Origin of the sequence: Chromobacterium haemolyticum (genome assembly GCF_009936155.1) — a bacterium.
Classification (GTDB): domain Bacteria; phylum Pseudomonadota; class Gammaproteobacteria; order Burkholderiales; family Chromobacteriaceae; genus Chromobacterium; species Chromobacterium haemolyticum.
Genome location: NZ_AP019312.1, coordinates 2,597,266 through 2,612,180, shown reverse-complemented (window position 1 = coordinate 2,612,180; position 14,915 = coordinate 2,597,266). Strand labels below are relative to the sequence as shown.

At 65.3% G+C, this 14,915-nt stretch carries 16 protein-coding genes; 12 read left to right on the top strand and 4 right to left on the bottom strand.

What is annotated here, in order from left to right; all coding sequences use genetic code 11:
• Positions 1–20: 20 nt before the first annotated feature.
• Positions 21–1,484, bottom strand: coding sequence for a 2-hydroxymuconic semialdehyde dehydrogenase (locus GYH29_RS11905; RefSeq protein WP_019100651.1), 1,464 nt, complete (start codon positions 1,482–1,484; stop codon positions 21–23).
• A gap of 125 nt (positions 1,485–1,609) precedes the next feature.
• The gene (locus GYH29_RS11900; protein ID WP_043590620.1) at positions 1,610–2,587 is read right to left on the bottom strand and encodes a LysR substrate-binding domain-containing protein; all 978 of its coding nucleotides are present in this window, start codon (positions 2,585–2,587) and stop codon (positions 1,610–1,612) included.
• Between the two features lie 171 nt (positions 2,588–2,758).
• Here GYH29_RS11900 and GYH29_RS11895 point away from each other — a divergent pair, with 171 nt between their 5' ends.
• The 7 genes from GYH29_RS11895 (at position 2,759) to GYH29_RS11865 (ending at position 8,561) form a co-directional block, all read left to right on the top strand.
• Positions 2,759–3,571 carry a 2-keto-4-pentenoate hydratase gene (locus GYH29_RS11895; RefSeq protein WP_081574537.1) on the top strand — a complete coding sequence of 271 codons (813 nt, stop codon included), beginning with the start codon at positions 2,759–2,761 and terminating at the stop codon, positions 3,569–3,571.
• The gene (locus GYH29_RS11890; protein ID WP_081574538.1) at positions 3,568–4,506 is read left to right on the top strand and encodes an acetaldehyde dehydrogenase (acetylating); all 939 of its coding nucleotides are present in this window, start codon (positions 3,568–3,570) and stop codon (positions 4,504–4,506) included. The genes GYH29_RS11895 and GYH29_RS11890 overlap by 4 nt, the downstream gene beginning before the upstream one ends.
• A 10-nt stretch (positions 4,507–4,516) precedes the next feature.
• Positions 4,517–5,536, top strand: a complete 1,020-nt coding sequence (dmpG, locus tag GYH29_RS11885; protein WP_081574539.1) for a 4-hydroxy-2-oxovalerate aldolase — start codon at positions 4,517–4,519, stop codon at positions 5,534–5,536.
• Complete coding sequence (locus tag GYH29_RS11880) at positions 5,533–6,312, top strand: 2-keto-4-pentenoate hydratase (RefSeq protein WP_043590628.1); 780 nt, start codon at positions 5,533–5,535, stop codon at positions 6,310–6,312. The genes dmpG and GYH29_RS11880 overlap by 4 nt, the downstream gene beginning before the upstream one ends.
• Positions 6,309–6,725 carry a RidA family protein gene (locus tag GYH29_RS11875; protein WP_019101631.1) on the top strand — a complete coding sequence of 139 codons (417 nt, stop codon included), beginning with the start codon at positions 6,309–6,311 and terminating at the stop codon, positions 6,723–6,725. The genes GYH29_RS11880 and GYH29_RS11875 overlap by 4 nt, the downstream gene beginning before the upstream one ends.
• Positions 6,726–6,767: 42 nt before the next feature.
• On the top strand, positions 6,768–7,331 hold the full coding sequence (locus GYH29_RS11870; RefSeq protein ID WP_043590630.1) for a 3-hydroxyanthranilate 3,4-dioxygenase: 564 nt from the start codon (positions 6,768–6,770) through the stop codon (positions 7,329–7,331).
• A 246-nt stretch (positions 7,332–7,577) separates the two neighbouring features.
• Complete coding sequence (locus GYH29_RS11865; protein ID WP_043590632.1) at positions 7,578–8,561, top strand: amidohydrolase family protein; 984 nt, start codon at positions 7,578–7,580, stop codon at positions 8,559–8,561.
• A gap of 6 nt (positions 8,562–8,567) precedes the next feature.
• On the opposite strand, the gene GYH29_RS11860 is transcribed toward GYH29_RS11865, so the two are convergent.
• Positions 8,568–9,476, bottom strand: coding sequence for an aspartyl/asparaginyl beta-hydroxylase domain-containing protein (locus GYH29_RS11860; RefSeq protein WP_019102598.1), 909 nt, complete (start codon positions 9,474–9,476; stop codon positions 8,568–8,570).
• A gap of 278 nt (positions 9,477–9,754) precedes the next feature.
• On the opposite strand from GYH29_RS11860, the gene GYH29_RS11855 reads away from it, so the two are divergent.
• From GYH29_RS11855 to GYH29_RS11840, 4 genes are all read left to right on the top strand, one after another.
• The gene (locus GYH29_RS11855; RefSeq protein ID WP_161523807.1) at positions 9,755–10,516 is read left to right on the top strand and encodes a dimethylarginine dimethylaminohydrolase family protein; all 762 of its coding nucleotides are present in this window, start codon (positions 9,755–9,757) and stop codon (positions 10,514–10,516) included.
• Positions 10,517–10,763: 247 nt separating this feature from the next.
• Positions 10,764–11,522 (top strand): transporter substrate-binding domain-containing protein, encoded by a 759-nt coding sequence (locus tag GYH29_RS11850; protein WP_081574541.1) that lies wholly within the window; start codon positions 10,764–10,766, stop codon positions 11,520–11,522.
• A 198-nt stretch (positions 11,523–11,720) separates the two neighbouring features.
• A complete protein-coding gene (locus GYH29_RS11845; protein WP_019101899.1) occupies positions 11,721–12,395 on the top strand; it encodes an ABC transporter permease in 675 nt (224 codons plus the stop codon).
• Between the two features lie 10 nt (positions 12,396–12,405).
• The gene (locus tag GYH29_RS11840) at positions 12,406–13,134 is read left to right on the top strand and encodes an ABC transporter permease (RefSeq protein ID WP_019101900.1); all 729 of its coding nucleotides are present in this window, start codon (positions 12,406–12,408) and stop codon (positions 13,132–13,134) included.
• On the opposite strand, the gene GYH29_RS25045 is transcribed toward GYH29_RS11840, so the two are convergent.
• Positions 13,126–13,599: an Lrp/AsnC family transcriptional regulator gene (locus GYH29_RS25045; RefSeq protein WP_019101901.1), complete on the bottom strand. Its 474-nt coding sequence runs from the start codon at positions 13,597–13,599 to the stop codon at positions 13,126–13,128. The genes GYH29_RS11840 and GYH29_RS25045 overlap by 9 nt on opposite strands.
• A gap of 120 nt (positions 13,600–13,719) precedes the next feature.
• Here GYH29_RS25045 and GYH29_RS11830 point away from each other — a divergent pair, with 120 nt between their 5' ends.
• Entirely contained in the window at positions 13,720–14,835 is a 1,116-nt protein-coding gene (locus GYH29_RS11830; protein ID WP_043590635.1) for a succinylglutamate desuccinylase/aspartoacylase family protein, read from the top strand.
• The last annotated feature ends 80 nt before the right edge of the window (positions 14,836–14,915 follow it).

Sequence of the window (14,915 nt, the reverse complement as noted above, 5' to 3'; positions counted from 1 at the left end):
GGCGGCGTTCTCCCGGCGCATCACAGCTTGACGCAGACATTGCTGATGTCGGAGTAGAAATCCAGCGAATGGCGGCCACCCTCGCGGCCGAGGCCGGACAGTTTGCTGCCGCCGAAGGGGGTGCGCAGATCGCGCGCGTACCAAGCGTTGACCCAGACGATGCCGACCTGGACGCGCCGCGCCAGCCGGTGGGCGCGGTCCAGCCGCTGGGTCCACAGCGCGCAGGCCAGGCCGTAAGGGCTGTCGTTGACCCGGCGGAGGACTTCCTCCTCGTCGTCGAACGGCGCGATGTGGCAGACCGGGCCAAAGATCTCCTCGCGTACGCAGCGGGCGTGGTCGGGCAGGCCGGTCCAGATCGTCGGGCGCACATAAGCGCCCTGATCGCGCGCGTCGCCAAAGCGCGGTGTTTCGCCGCCGGTGACCACCACCGCGCCTTCCTCGCGCGCCAGCGCGAAGTAAGACAGCACTTTGTCGCGGTGCTGGCGCGAAACCAGCGGGCCCAGGTCCACGCCGTCCTCGTCCGGATAGCCCGGCTTCAGGGCCTCGGCGCGGGCTTTCAGCGCGGCGACGAAGCGATCGAAGATCGGACGTTCCACATAGACCCGCTCGGTGCACAGGCATACCTGTCCGGTATTGAAGAAGGACGAGCGGGCCACGCCGGCCACCGCCGTGTCGAAGTCGGCGTCGGCGAACACCACGGCGGCGTTCTTGCCGCCCAGCTCGAAGGAAATATCCTTCACGCCGTCGGCCACCGCCTTCATGATGGCGCTGCCGGTGCGCGATTCGCCGGTGAAGGACACGGCGCTGATCTGCGGCGCGCGGGTCAGGAATTCCCCGGCTGAGCCGGGGCCGAAGCCGTGCACCAGATTGAACACGCCGGCGGGGATGCCGGCCTTGTCCATCACTTCGGCCAGCAAGGCGGCCGACGACGGGGTCTCTTCGGACGGCTTGCACACCACGGTGTTGCCCATCGCCAGCGCGGGGCCCAGCTTCCAGGTCAGCAGCAATAGCGGCAGATTCCACGGCGCGATCACCGCCACCACGCCCAGCGGCTTGCGCACGGTGTAGTTGAACAGCAGGCCGCCGTCTGCTTGCGGTGTTTCGCAGCAATCGTCGATCTGGGCGACGGCGAGGTCGGCGAAAGTTCTGAAATTGGCGATGGCGCGAGGCAGGTCCAGCGTGCGCGCCAAATGCAGCGGGCGGCCGGTGTCCGCCACCTCGGCGGCGACGAAGTCGTCGAAGCGCGCCTGGATGCCGTCGGCCACCTTGTGCAGCAAGGCGGCGCGTTCCGGCGCGCTGTAGCGGCCCCAAGGCCCTTGCAGCGCGTCGCTGGCGGCCTGGACGGCGCGGGCCACCTGAGCGGCGTCGGCTTCTACCGCCTGGCTCAACAGGCGGCCGTCCACCGGGCTGATGTTGTCGAAGCGGGCGCCTTCCTCTTCGAATCGACCATTGATGTACAGCGGCAGCAGGGCGGGACGGCTCATGGTTTCTATCCTCGTCAACGGTGTTTGGACGCCGCCGAGGTATGGGGCGGCGCCATGTCGGCGAGTGTAGGAAACGCGGGCCTCCTCGTGAAAATGAATAAATCGAGTCTTGCTATTCCCTGCGCTTATACCTGATCCGCCGCGTCCAGCTGGGCTGCGGCCAGTTTCAAGCTGTCTATCATCTGCCTGGCCGCCGGCGGCAGCGGCTTGTCGGCGCGCACCGAGTAGCCGACGGCGGTGGGCGGCCCCACCTCGTCCAACGGCAGCACCGCCAGCAGCTTGGCGGCGGCGAAGCGGCGCGCCGCCAGCCGCGGCATCAGGCCCAGGCAGTCCGAGTCCACCAGCAGATTGACATTGGTCAGCAAGGACAGCGACTCCAGTAGATTGTCCGGCAGCGCGAGGCCGGCATTGTGGAAGAACTGCTCGGCCACCAGGCGGGCCGGCGAATCCGGCGGCGGCAGGATCCACGGCCAGTCGCGCAGTTCGGCCAGGCTGGACGGCGGCGCGGCCAGCAGCGGATGGTGGCCGCCGGCGACGATGCACAGCCGGTTAAGGTATAGCGGCTGATGGCGCAGCGGCAGCTTGCGGGTGAGCGGCGCTTCCGGGTCCGGCAGGCGGCCCACCACCAGGTCCAGCTCGCCGGCGGCCAGCGCCGGAAACAGATAATCCTGTGGCCCCTCGCGCACGGTGACCAGCAGCTTGGGCGCGTGCGCCTTCAGCCGTAGGATGGCTTGCGGCAGCAGGCTGGCGCTGGCGGAGATCTGGGTGCCGACGATCACATGCCCGCAAATGCCGCCCTTGAAGGCGTTGATCTCGTCGGTCAGATAGCGCAGCTCGGCGATCACCGCCTTGACGCGCTCGCCCAGCAGCAGCCCGTATTCGGTGGGTGTCACGCCGCGGTTGCCGCGCAGGAACAGCACGGTGTCCAGTTGTTGTTCCAGCTCGCGTATGGCCTTGGTCACCGCCGGCTGGGTCAGGTTCAGCTCGCGCGCGGCGCGGGCGATGGACTGGCAGCGCAGCACCCGATCGAACACCAAGAGCGGCCGCAGCTTGAGCCGGTTCAGCACCATGTCTTGCACGGAAAAAGGCGTGAGAGGATCCATTGGCGCTCCTGTGCGGTTGGGACGGGACGATCAAGACTATGGCATAACTTTAGGGAATAGCAGAAGCCCGCATATTCATTTTCTCCTTATTGCCGCGCCCCATAGACTGGAACGCGTCCCTGTTTGAACGGCCGGTTTGGCCGCGCCGGACCGCTTGATAAGGAGAGAACCGTGAGCCCAGCTTCATCATCCACATTGCAAGCCGCCGCCGAGCAGTTGCGTCGCGCCGCCGAAACCGGCCAGCCCTGCGCTCCGGTGCGCGGCTTGCTTGGCGAGGGAGACGTCGACGCCGCCTATCAGGTGCAAACGCTGAATGTCCGGCATGCCCAGGCTCAGGGGCGGCGGCTGGTCGGCAGCAAGATCGGCCTGACCTCGCTGGCGGTACAGCGGCAATTGGGCGTGTCCCAGCCGGATTTCGGCCGTCTGTTCGCCGACATGGCGCTGTGCGACGGCGAGGAGATCGACAGCCGCAGGCTGCTGCAGCCCAAGATAGAGGCGGAGGTGGCGTTATTGCTGGGCCGCGACCTGGACCATGACAAGCACACGCTGGCCGATCTGTTCCGCGCGGTGGACGCGGTGCTGCCGGCTTTGGAGATCGTGGACAGCCGCATCGCCGGCTGGGATATCCGCATCAGCGACACCATCGCCGACAACGCGTCCAGCGGCCTGTTCGTGCTGGGCAACCGGCCGCGGCGGCTGGCCGATGTCGATCTGCTCGGCTGCGGCATGACGCTGGAACTGCGCGGCGAGCCGGTTTCGGTGGGCGTCGGCGCGGCCTGTCTGGGCAACCCGCTGCTGGCCGCGTTGTGGCTGGCGGACACGATGGCGCGGCGCGGCGAGCCGCTCAAGGCCGGCGACATCGTGCTGACCGGCGCGCTGGGTCCGATGGCGCCGGCGAAAGCCGGCGATGTGTTCACCGCCCGCATCCAGGGCTTGGGCGAAGTCTCGGCCCGTTTCGCCTCACTTCAGGGAGCCTCCTCATGAACCATCCCGCTCGCGTCAAAGCGGCCATTATCGGTTCCGGCAATATCGGTTGCGATCTGATGGTCAAACTCCTGCGCCACGGCCGGCAGTTGGAACTGGCCGCCATGATAGGCATCGATCCCGATTCCGATGGCCTGGCCCGCGCGCGACGCCTGGGCCTGGCCACCAGCCACCAGGGCGTGGAAGGGCTGCTGGCCATGCCCGGCGCCGCCGACATCCGCCTGGTGTTCGACGCCACTTCGGCCGGCGCTCACGCGCGCCACGAGCAGTTGCTGCGCCCGCGCGGGGTCAGGGTGATAGACCTGACGCCCGCCGCCATTGGCCCCTATGTGGTGCCGGCGGTGAACCTGGACGCGCACCTGGACGCGCCCAACATCAATATGGTCACTTGCGGCGGCCAGGCCACCATCCCGATCGTGGCGGCGGTAGCCGCGGTGACGCCGGTGTTCTACGGCGAGATTGTCGCCTCCATCGCCAGCCAATCGGCCGGTCCCGGCACCCGCGCCAATATCGACGAATTCACCGAAACCACCGCCCAGGCCATTGTGGGTGTTGGCGGCGCGCGTCACGGCAAGGCCATCATCATCCTCAATCCGGCGGAGCCGCCGCTAATGATGCGGGACACGGTGTTTTGTCTGACCGCGCCGGCGGACCGGGACGCGATCGCGCGCTCGGTGGCCGCGATGGCGGACAAGGTGAGCGCCTACGTGCCCGGCTACCGGCTGAAACAGGAAGTGCAGTTCGAGGCGCTGCCGGCGGAAGCGCTGGCGGCCTATCCGGAACTGGCGCGGAGCGGCGGGCTCAAGGTGTCGGTTTTCATCGAGGTGGAAGGCGCGGCCCACTATCTGCCGGCCTACGCCGGCAATCTGGACATCATGACATCGGCGGCGATGGCCTGCGGCGAACGCGTCGCCGCCCGCCTGCAGCAAGCTTGAGGAGCACGGCATGGACAAACTGTATATTTCCGACGTGACCCTGCGCGACGGCTCGCACGCGGTCCGTCACCGTTATTCGCTGGCCCAGGTGCGCGCCATCGCCGCGGCGCTGGACGCCGCCGGCGTGGATTCCATCGAAGTGGCGCACGGCGACGGGCTGGAGGGTTCCAGCTTCAACTACGGCTTCGGCGCCCATAGCGACGTGGAGTGGATCGCCGCAGCGGCCGAATCGGTGAGTAAGAGCAAGATCGCCACCTTGCTGCTGCCCGGCATCGCTACCGTCGGCGCCTTGCGCAACGCTTACGACGCCGGCGCGCGCATCGTCCGCGTCGCCACCCACTGCACCGAGGCCGACATCGCCAGACAGCACATCGGCTACGCGCGGGAACTGGGCATGGACGCCGTCGGCTTTCTGATGATGTCGCACATGACCACGCCGCAGCGGCTGGCGGAGCAGGCCAAGCTGATGGAAAGCTACGGCGCCAACTGCGTCTACGTGGTGGATTCCGGCGGCGCCCTGTTGATGCAGGAGGTGAGAGACCGCTTCCGCGCCTTGCGCGAGGCCTTGAGGCCGGAAACGGAAACCGGCATGCACGCCCATCACAATCTGTCGCTGGGCGTGGCCAACAGCATTGTGGCGGTGGAAGAAGGCTGTCGCCGCGTCGACGCCTCGCTGGCCGGCCAGGGCGCCGGCGCCGGCAACGCGCCGCTGGAAGTGTTCATCGCCGCCGCCGAGCGGCTGGGCTGGAACCACGGCTGCGACCTGATCCGGCTGATGGACGCCGCCGACGACCTGGTGCGTCCAACCCAGGACCGGCCGGTGCGGGTGGACCGCGAAACACTGGCGCTGGGCTACGCCGGCGTCTACTCCAGCTTCCTGCGCCACGCGGAAACGGCTGCGCGGCAATACGGTTTGAAAACCCTGGACATCCTGCTGGAAGTGGGACGCCGTCGCATGGTGGGCGGGCAGGAGGACATGATAGTCGACGTGGCGCTGGACTTGCTCAAGGCCAAAGGAGGCACGGCATGACCGACTTCATTCAAAGCTGCGCTCGCGAACTGGACATAGCGACCCAAACCGGCGAAGCCGTCGATCAACTAAGCGCGCGGCAGCCCTTCGATCTGGCGCAGGCCTACCGCATCCAGCAGGCCGGCATCGGCCTGCGCCAGCAGCGCGGCGAACGCGCGCTGGGTTTGAAGCTGGGCTTCACCAGCCGCGCCAAGCGCGTGCAGATGGGCGTGGACGCGCTGATCTGGGGCGAGCTGACCGACGCGATGCAACTGGCGGACGGCGGCGAGCTGACGCTGGGCCGCCTGATCCATCCGCGGGTGGAGCCGGAAATCGCCTTCATCACCGCGCAGGAGATCTCGCGGCCGCTGTCCCTGGCCGAGGCCGGGCTGGCGCTGGCCGGCGTGGCTCCGGCGTTGGAAATCATCGATTCGCGCTACCGCGACTTCCGTTTCAGCCTGGAGGACGTGGTGGCGGATAACTGCTCTTCATCTCATTTCGTCGTCGGCCCGCTGAGCCCGCCGGACGCGCCGCTGGACAATTTGGGCGTGACCTTGCGCTTCGACGGCCGCCCGGTGCAGCTGGGCAGCAGCGCCGCCATCCTGGGCCAGCCCTTGCGCGCGCTGATGGAAGTGTCCGCGTTGCTGCACGCGGCGGGGCGCACGCTGCCGGCCGGCTCCTTGCTGCTGGCCGGTGCCGCCACCGCGGCCGAGCCGCTGCGCGCCGGCCTGCATATCGGCGTGGAGATCGCCGGGCTGGGGCGCTGCGAATTTGTAACCAGCGGGAGCGCCGCATGAGCACCCAAGCCACCACCGTCAGCGGCAAGGCCACGCCGCGTGGCCGCTTCCCGCACCTGAAGCGGGCCGGGGATTTCCTCTTTATCTCCGGCACCAGCTCGCGGCGGCCGGACAACAGCATAGCCGGCGCCGAAGCCGACGCCATGGGCGCGACCCGGCTGGACATCGCTCTGCAAACCCGGGCAGTGATCGAGAATATCCGCGACATCCTGGCCACGGCTGGCGCCGGACTGGCCGATGTGGTTGAAATCAGCGCCTACCTGGTGGATATGAACGATTTCGCCGCATACAACCAGGTTTACGCCGAGTACTTCGACGAGACGGGACCGACGCGGACCACGGTGGCGGTGCATCAGCTGCCGCATCCGCATTTGCGCATTGAAATCAAGGCGATCGCCTACAAACCGCTTTAGACGGATTTAGACGGAATTGACCGCAAGAGAAGGAGATAGGAGATGGAACTGCAATATGGCGCGCCGCTCAATCTGCTGCACTGGGCGCAAGGCAATCAAAGCCGACTCAAGCCGCCGGTATGCAACGCGGCCGTTTGGCCGGACGGCGACTACATCATCAATATGGTGGGAGGGCCGAATACCCGTACCGATTTTCACGACAACCCCACCGAGGAAATCTTCTACCAGATCCAGGGCAACGCCTATCTGGAGATCTGGGACCGCGGGCGTTTCGACCGCATCGAGCTGCGCGAGGGCGACGCCTTCCTGCTGCCGGCCCATGTCATCCACTCGCCGCAACGGCCGGAACCCGGCCTGTGCCTGTTGGTGGAGAAGCCGCGGCCGGCCGGCGAGCACGACAGCCTGCAATGGTACTGTCCGGTTTGCGCCACTGAGGTCTGGCGCTTCTCCAAGCAGCTGGAAAGCCTGGTGGACGACTTGCCCAAGGCTTATCAGCTGTTTTACGCGCGGAGCGAGGACGAACGCCGTTGCCGCCATTGCGGCACCGTGCACCCAGGCAAGGATTACGCCGCCTGGCATGGACTGAGGCAGCGGTCCAACCATTGAGAACCTGTTTAGACCCGCTAACAAACTCCCTGATGCTGCGTTGCCCCGACTTGTCGTACTCATTGCACTGTCTGCGTCGGCGCGCCTTGCCTCAGCCGTAAAACTGAGTTTTGTCAGCGGCTCTTCATTCCTGCTGCGCTTCAGCGGGATGGATTGAAATGGGCGTTGAAAACGCCTTGTTTCGCTTTAGCTCGCGAGCCTTAAACAGGTTCTTGAAGAAACGCCGTTAACTAGAGAAACGCCGCCATGATAGACATCCACTCCCATTTTTTTCCGCGGATCAGCCAGGCCGAGGCGGCCCGGCTGGACCCGCGGCGCGGGCCTTGGCTGGAAACCTCCGGTCGCAACGGGCAGATCATGGTAGGCGACCAGCCGTTCCGGCCGGTGCACGATGCGCTGTGGGACGGCGCGCGCCGGCTGGCCTGGCTGGACGAGCAGGGAGTCGATACGCAGATCATGTGTGCGACGCCAGTGATGTTCGCCTACGCCGCGCCGATAGAGCGCGCCTTGCCGTGGGCGCAGCTGATGAACGACCGCGCGTTGGAGATGGCCGCCGTTGCGCCGCAACGCCTGAAAGTGCTGGCGCAAGTGCCGCTGCAGGACATTGACGCCGCCTGCCGCGAAGCCAGCCGCGCTTGCGAGGCCGGCCATGTCGGCGTGCAGATCGGCAATCATGTCGGTGAGCGGGATCTGGACGACGAAGGCCTGCTGACGTTTTTGGCTCACTGCGCTGCCGAGAACATCCCGCTATTGGTGCACCCATGGGACATGATGGGCGCTGGCGCGAGGATGAAGCGCTGGATGCTGCCCTGGCTGGTGTCGATGCCGGCGGAAACCCAGCTGGCCATCCTGTCGCTAATCCTGTCCGGCGCTTTTGAACGGCTGCCGTCCAGCCTGAAAATCTGCTTCGCTCACGGCGGCGGCAGCTTTGCCTATCTGCTGGGGCGGGTGGACAACGCCTGGGAGCAGCGGGACATCGTGCGCGAAGACTGTCCGCGGCGGCCGTCCAGCTATCTGGACCGCTTTTACGTGGATTCCGCCATCTTCGATCCGGGCGCGTTGCGGCTATTGATCGCCACGATGGGCACGGAGCGGGTGATGCTGGGTTCGGACGCGCCGTTTCCCTTGGGCGAGCAGACGGTGGGCGGCCTGATCCGCGACACGGTGGCGGACACGGAGATCCGCCGGCGGCTGCTGACGGATAATGCGCGGGCTTTCTTCAATCTATAGGGCGCTTCAGCTCAGCAGCCAGCCCAGCAACAAGCCGCCGAACAACAGCCATTTCAGCGCATAGTAGCCAAGGCGGCTCTGCGCCTTGATGCGCTTGCCGAATAGCCGCACCGCCTGCACATAGCGGAACAGGCGGTTGAGCGCGCCGGTGCGATCTCCGTCCTGATTAGGGGAACTGGCGGCGCCCAGCAGCAGACGGCTGATCAGGCGGTTGCCCCAGGCCGCAAGCTGGAAGCGCATCGGGCGCTCGATATCGCAGAACAAGATGATGCGCTGCTCAGTGGTGGCGTTTTCCGCGTGGTGCAGATAGGTTTCGTCGAACATCACCGCCTCGCCGTCGCGCCAGCTGTAGCGTTCACCGTCCACCTCTATGTAGCAGGCCTCGTTTTGCGGTGTGGACAAGCCCAAATGGAAGCGCACCGAACCAGCGAAGGGGTCTCGGTGGCGCACTAGCCGGCTGCCCGGCGGCAAGCTGGCGAACATCGCCGCCTTTACCGAGGGAATGCTTTGCAGCAGCGCGGTCGTGTACGGGCACAGCTTGGCCGCCGACGGGTGCGGCTGGTCGTACCACTTCAGGTAGAAACGCTTCCAGCCGGTCTTGAAAAAAGAATTGAAGCCCAGGTCGTCGTAACGATCGGATGCCTTGATCGCGCCATCGTCGGACAAGGCCAGCGCCTCGGCGCGGATACGTTGCCAGTTATCGTTCAGCGCCTGCAGCTCCGGAAAGCGCTGCAGCGGCAAATAGGGGCGCGCGGGTAGAGTGGAGAACAGATAGCAGAAGCAGTTGATCGGCGCCATGAAGGTAGAGTGGTCGGTCAATTGCCGCCAGAACCCCAAGCGTTGACGGCCGCGATAATGGATGTAGATGGTGCAGAGCGCAAAAAGAAGGAGGATGGATAGTTTGATATACGGCATTTTTGCTCTAGCCCTTGAAATAATATGCTTAATTTCAAACAAAAACAGGATTTAAACGACTGGCCATTGGTTTAGTTGAGTAGGATATGGCCGGGTTTGGCGGCCGCCACGCAAAGCGGCTGCCCTCTGCTCCAAAACAGCCGAAACCGGCTGTCGCCGCCGGCCCATACGACCGACGCGGGCCCAGGGCGCTGCCTAGAATGGTTCGAGCGAGAACGGCCACGCGCCGCCCCCATCAACCATTTGGTTGCTGGGCCGCCTGATCAAGGAGCCTGCCCATGCATTTCACCCATGCGATCACCCGTCTGCCTGCCGACACCGTGGCCGGCGGCTTGACTACAGCCAACATCGGCGCGCCGGACCCGGCGCTGACTCGCTCCCAATTCCGCGATTACGTGGATATCCTGCTGCGCCTGGGTTTGACCGTCAGCACCTTGCCGGCCCAGCCCGATTTCCCCGATGCCCATTTCGTTGAAGACACCGCGGTGTTGATGCCGGAGCTGGCGGTGATCACCCAGCCCGGCGCGCCGGCACGCCGCGGCGAGGTGAGCAGCATCGCGCCCTTGGTATCTCGCTTCCGCCACGCAGTGTGGATGAACGGCGACGCGCGCATGGACGGCGGCGATGTCTTGATGATAGACAAGCGTTTCTTCGTCGGCCTGACCAGCCGCACCAACGAGGCCGGGATCAGCCAGTTTGCCGCCGCGGTGGAGAAGTTCGGTTACGTCGTCACCGCGGTGGATGTCAGCGCCGGCCTGCATTTGAAGTCCATCGTCAATTACGTGGGCCGCAACACGCTGATCCTGTCCGAGGACCGCGCTGACGATCCGGTATTCCGCGGTTATCAGCAGATCGTGCTGGCCAAGGACGAGGAATACGCCGGCAACACCTTGTGGATCAACGACACCCTGATCACCCCAAGCGGTTACCCGGACACGCTGCGCAAGCTGAAGACGCTGGGCCTGCCCATCATCGAGACCGACACCAGCGAAATCCGCAAGATGGACGGGGGCTTGACCTGCATGTCCTTGCGTTTCTAAGAACCTGTTTACGATCTGCTGCGCGTCGGCGATACGGCGTTGAAAGCGGCATTCGAAATGCTCATGTACCGTATGTACACTCCGCTTTTTCAGCCGTTTTCGCCTTGTCGCGCTCTAGTCTAGCGAGATCGTAAACACGTTCTAAAAGCAGCGCCGTTTCATTCGCCACCGGCCGCAGAGCCGGGGAGATTCAGAACCTGTCGCCGACGCGCAGCCGGCCATGAACAGGCTCTACAAGGAGAAAAAGATGAAAACCATCAAGATCGCGCTTTTGCTGGCGCTAAGCGCAGGCCCTGTACTGGCCAAGGACATCAAGCAGATCCGCTGGGGCGTGGACGGCGGCTACCCGCCGTTCGACGTGCTGGCCCCCAACGGGGAGATCACCGGCTTCGATCCGGACATCGCCAAAGCCGTCTGCGCCGAACTCAAGGCCCGCTGCGTCTTCGTCAAGCAGCCGTTCGACAGCATGATAGCCGCGCTCAACGCCAATAAGTTCGACGCCGTCATCGCCTCGCTGAACGTGACGGCTGAACGGCTGAAACAGGTGGACTTCAGCGACAAATACTACGCGTCCGCCTCTCAGCTGGTGGCGCGCAAAGGCAGCCCGTTGCGGCCCACGCCGCAGTCGCTGGCCGGCAAGACCGTGGGCGTGCAGTCCGGCTCGGTGCACGAGCAGTACGCCAAGGCTAACTGGGGCGGCGGCAAGGTGAAGATTGTTACCTACGCCAATCAGGACAACGTCTATCTGGACCTGGCCTCCGGCCGCATAGACGCTGCCTTGCAGGACAATATCCAAGCCGAAACCAGCTTTCTACGCACCGAGCGCGGCAAGCAGTTCGCTTTCGCCGGCTCCAAACTGGGCGAATCCATCCCGGTGGCCATCGCTGTGCGCAAGAGCGATCCGGAACTGAAGGCGGCGATCAACCGCGCCATCGCCGCCATCCGCGCCAACGGGGTGTACGAAGGCGTGCGCAAGAAATACTTCGGCTTCGATATTTACCACTAAGAACCTGTTCAAAGTCTACGGCGCTTCGTGAGACTTGCTACGGGGATTACTGCTTCGAAATGCTCATGTACCAAACGGACATTCCGCTTTCTTCGCAGTCTTCGCCTTGTCTCGCCCTTGCTCGCTAGGCTCTGATCCTCGTGCATACGTCCGTTTTCCCGGCCGGCGTCCGCCGGCCGTTTCACAAGGAGGGCGGCCATGGTGGCGTCCTATTTGCCCCTGTTGCTGACCGGGGCCTGGCTCAGCCTGCGCGTGGCGCTGGCCGCGCTGGGGCTGGCGCTGCTGTTCGGCCTCGCCAACGCCTGCGTCAAGCTGTTTGGCCCGCGCTGGCTGCGCGCGGCGTCCATCGCCTACACCACGGTGATTCGCGGCATTCCGGAACTGGTGATGATGTTGTTGCTGTTTTACGGCGGCGAGAAGGTTTTCAACCTGTTGCTGGGGGCGCTGGGGTTGCCGGCGGTGGAGTTCGACAAATTCCTGGCGGGGGTGCTGACCATAGGTTTCATTTTCGGCGCTTATTACACTGAAACTTTCCGTAGCGCCTTCCTGGCGGTGCCGCGCGGCCAGTTGGAGGCCGGTGTCGCTTACGGCATGCGGCCGTGGCAGCTGTTCCGGCGCATCCTGTTTCCGCAGATGCTGCGCCACGCCTTGCCCGGCATCAACAACAACTGGCTGGCGTTGATGAAATCGGCGGCGCTGGTGTCGTTGATCGGCCTGGAAGACATGGCCTGGCTCGCCGAGCAGGCCGGCCGCGCCACCCAGATGCCTTTCCTGTTCTATTTCCTGGTCTGCCTGGTCTATTTACTGTTCACCGCCGCTTCCGGGGGCGTGTTCCGCTGGCTGGGGCTGCGCTACAGCCGCGGCTTGCTCTGAGGGGAAAATAATGACGCTCGACGAAATCCTGCGCGCTTTGCCCGGCTATCTGTGGGGAGACGGCGGCCAATGGAGCGGCCTGGCGGTTACCGCAAAACTGTTCCTGATCTCCGGCGGCTTGGGCATGCTGTTGGCGGTGCTGCTGGCCTTGCTCAGGGTCTACGGCCCGGCGCCGTTGCGATGGGCGGTGGCCGCGTTCAGTTATTTCTTTCGCGGCACGCCCTTGTTCATGCAATTGATGCTGATCTACTACGGCGTGTCGCAATTCAGTTGGGTGATAGACGGCTGGCAGGCGGAAGACCCGTTCTGGCTGCTGTTTCGCGACGCCACCTTCTGCGCCGTGCTCGCTTATGTGTTGAACACCGCGGCCTACGCCCAGGAGATTCTGGCCGGCGCGCTCGCCGCCTATCCGCGGGAGGAAATCATGGCGGCGGAGGCCTTCGGCATGTCGCGGGCGCGAACCATACGCCGCATCGTGCTGCCCGGCGCGCTACGGCGCGCGATACCGGTGCTCAGCAATGAAATGGTGTTTCTGCTGCACGCCACCGCCTTGTCGTCCACGGTGACGCTGCTGGACGTCACCGGCGTGGCGCGCGCCTTGTACGCGGCCACTTACGCGCCGTTTTTCCCGTTCCTGATGGCGGCGGCGATCTACTTGGGCTGCACCTTCGCGCTGCTGGCGAGCTTCCGCCAGGCGGAGCGGCGCTGGCTGAAATTCCTGCAGCCGCGCTCAGCCTAGAGGGCCGGCGCTGCGCTTGATCTCCTGCAGCTCGGTGATGGTGATGATCTTGTCGATCTTGAAGGCGGAACTGGCCAGCCATTGTTCGGCCAGCTCGCGGTACTGCTGGATGTCGCGGCAGCCGATGCGGACCTGAAAATCGAAGCTGCCCGCCACCAGCCAGGCATCCAGCACGGCCTCGCTGCGCTGCAGCTCCTTGATGAAGGCTTGTTGCGACAAGGCGTGATCGGCCAGCGCCACCTGAGCCGCCACGATGACGGGGTAAACCGGCGCCGGCAATTGCACCACGGCGCGGTAGCCGCGGATCACGCCGGCTTTTTCCAGGCGGCGAACGCGCTCCAGGCAGGGGCGCGGCGTCAGGTTGACCTGCTCGGACAGCCGTTGAAAGGACATGCGGCCGTCTTCTTGCAAGGCGGCGAGAATTTTCAGGTCTATGCGGTCCAGGCTGGGTTTCTTCTCATTCATGGCGGGCTTCGGGATGAGGTGGGGCTGTCCGCTGATTTGAGCCTTGGCGGGCGGTGGTGTCAAGGCGGCGCAACCACCATGGGTTTTTCAATTGAACGGCATGAAAAAGGAGGGCGCTTTATGGAAATCGTCAGCCGGGTTTTGCCGCAGGCCAGCATAGGCATGCGGCGCGAACTGCTGAGTTTGCACTACGGCCGGCGCGGCGACGGGCCCAAGGCCTATTTGCAGGCCAGCCTGCACGCCGACGAACTGCCCGGCATGCTGGTGATCCACCATCTGCGCCGGCTGCTGGACCAGGCCGAGGCGGCCGGCCTGCTGCGCGGCGAAATCGTGCTGGCGCCGGCGGCCAATCCCATCGGCCTGGCCCAAGCCTTGCTGCATCAGCAGCCGGGGCGTTTCGAGCTGCGCAGCGGCGAAAACTTCAATCGCCGCTTCACCGATTTCCACCCGCTGCTGCGCTCCGGTCTGGAAGACTGCCTGGGCAACGACGCCGACGCCAATCTACGGACGGTGCGCGCCCGGATGCGCGCCGCGCTGGACGCGCAAGCGCCGGTCACGGAACTAGACGCTTTGCGTCTGGAGCTAAGCCGGATGGCGCTGGACAGCGATCTGGTGCTGGACCTGCATTGCGACAGCCAGGCGCTGCTGCATTTATACGCCGACGCGCCGTTCTGGCCGGCGCTGGAGCCGCTGGCGCGCTATCTGGGCGTGGCCGCGGTGGTGCTGAATGACGAGCCGGGCGGCACGACTTTTGAGGAGTCCTGCGGCCAGAGTTGGTGGCGGCTGGCCGGCGAACTGGGGCCGGCGCAACCGCTGCCGCTAGGCTGCGTGGCGGCCACGGTGGAGCTGCGCGGGCAAGGCGATCTGGATCATGGTCAGGCGCGGCGGGACGCGGAGGCGCTGTACGCCTATCTTCAACTCCGGGGCCATATAGGCGGCTGCGCGCCGGCTATGCCGCCGCCGGTGCCCGCGCCGTGGACCTGGCGAGGCATGGCCAGCGTGAGCGCGCCCACGCCCGGCCTGGTGCTGCGCCATTGCGTGGTTGGGGCGGAGGTCAAGCGCGGCCAACCGCTACTGGAACTGATAGACCCGTTGGAAAACCGCGTCACGCCGGTGCTCAGCCCGGCTGAGGGCCTGCTCTACGTCAGCCACCCGCTGCGCTACGCCCAGGCCGGCATGGAATTGTGTCGCATTCTGGGTCGGGCAGACGCCAGCGCGCGCGTGTCGCTTGCTTGAACGTTAGCGTCATGTTTCCGGCATGGCCGGAACGCGTACTGTCAGTAGAATGATTTGCCGCCCGCGGGCGGCCATGCAAC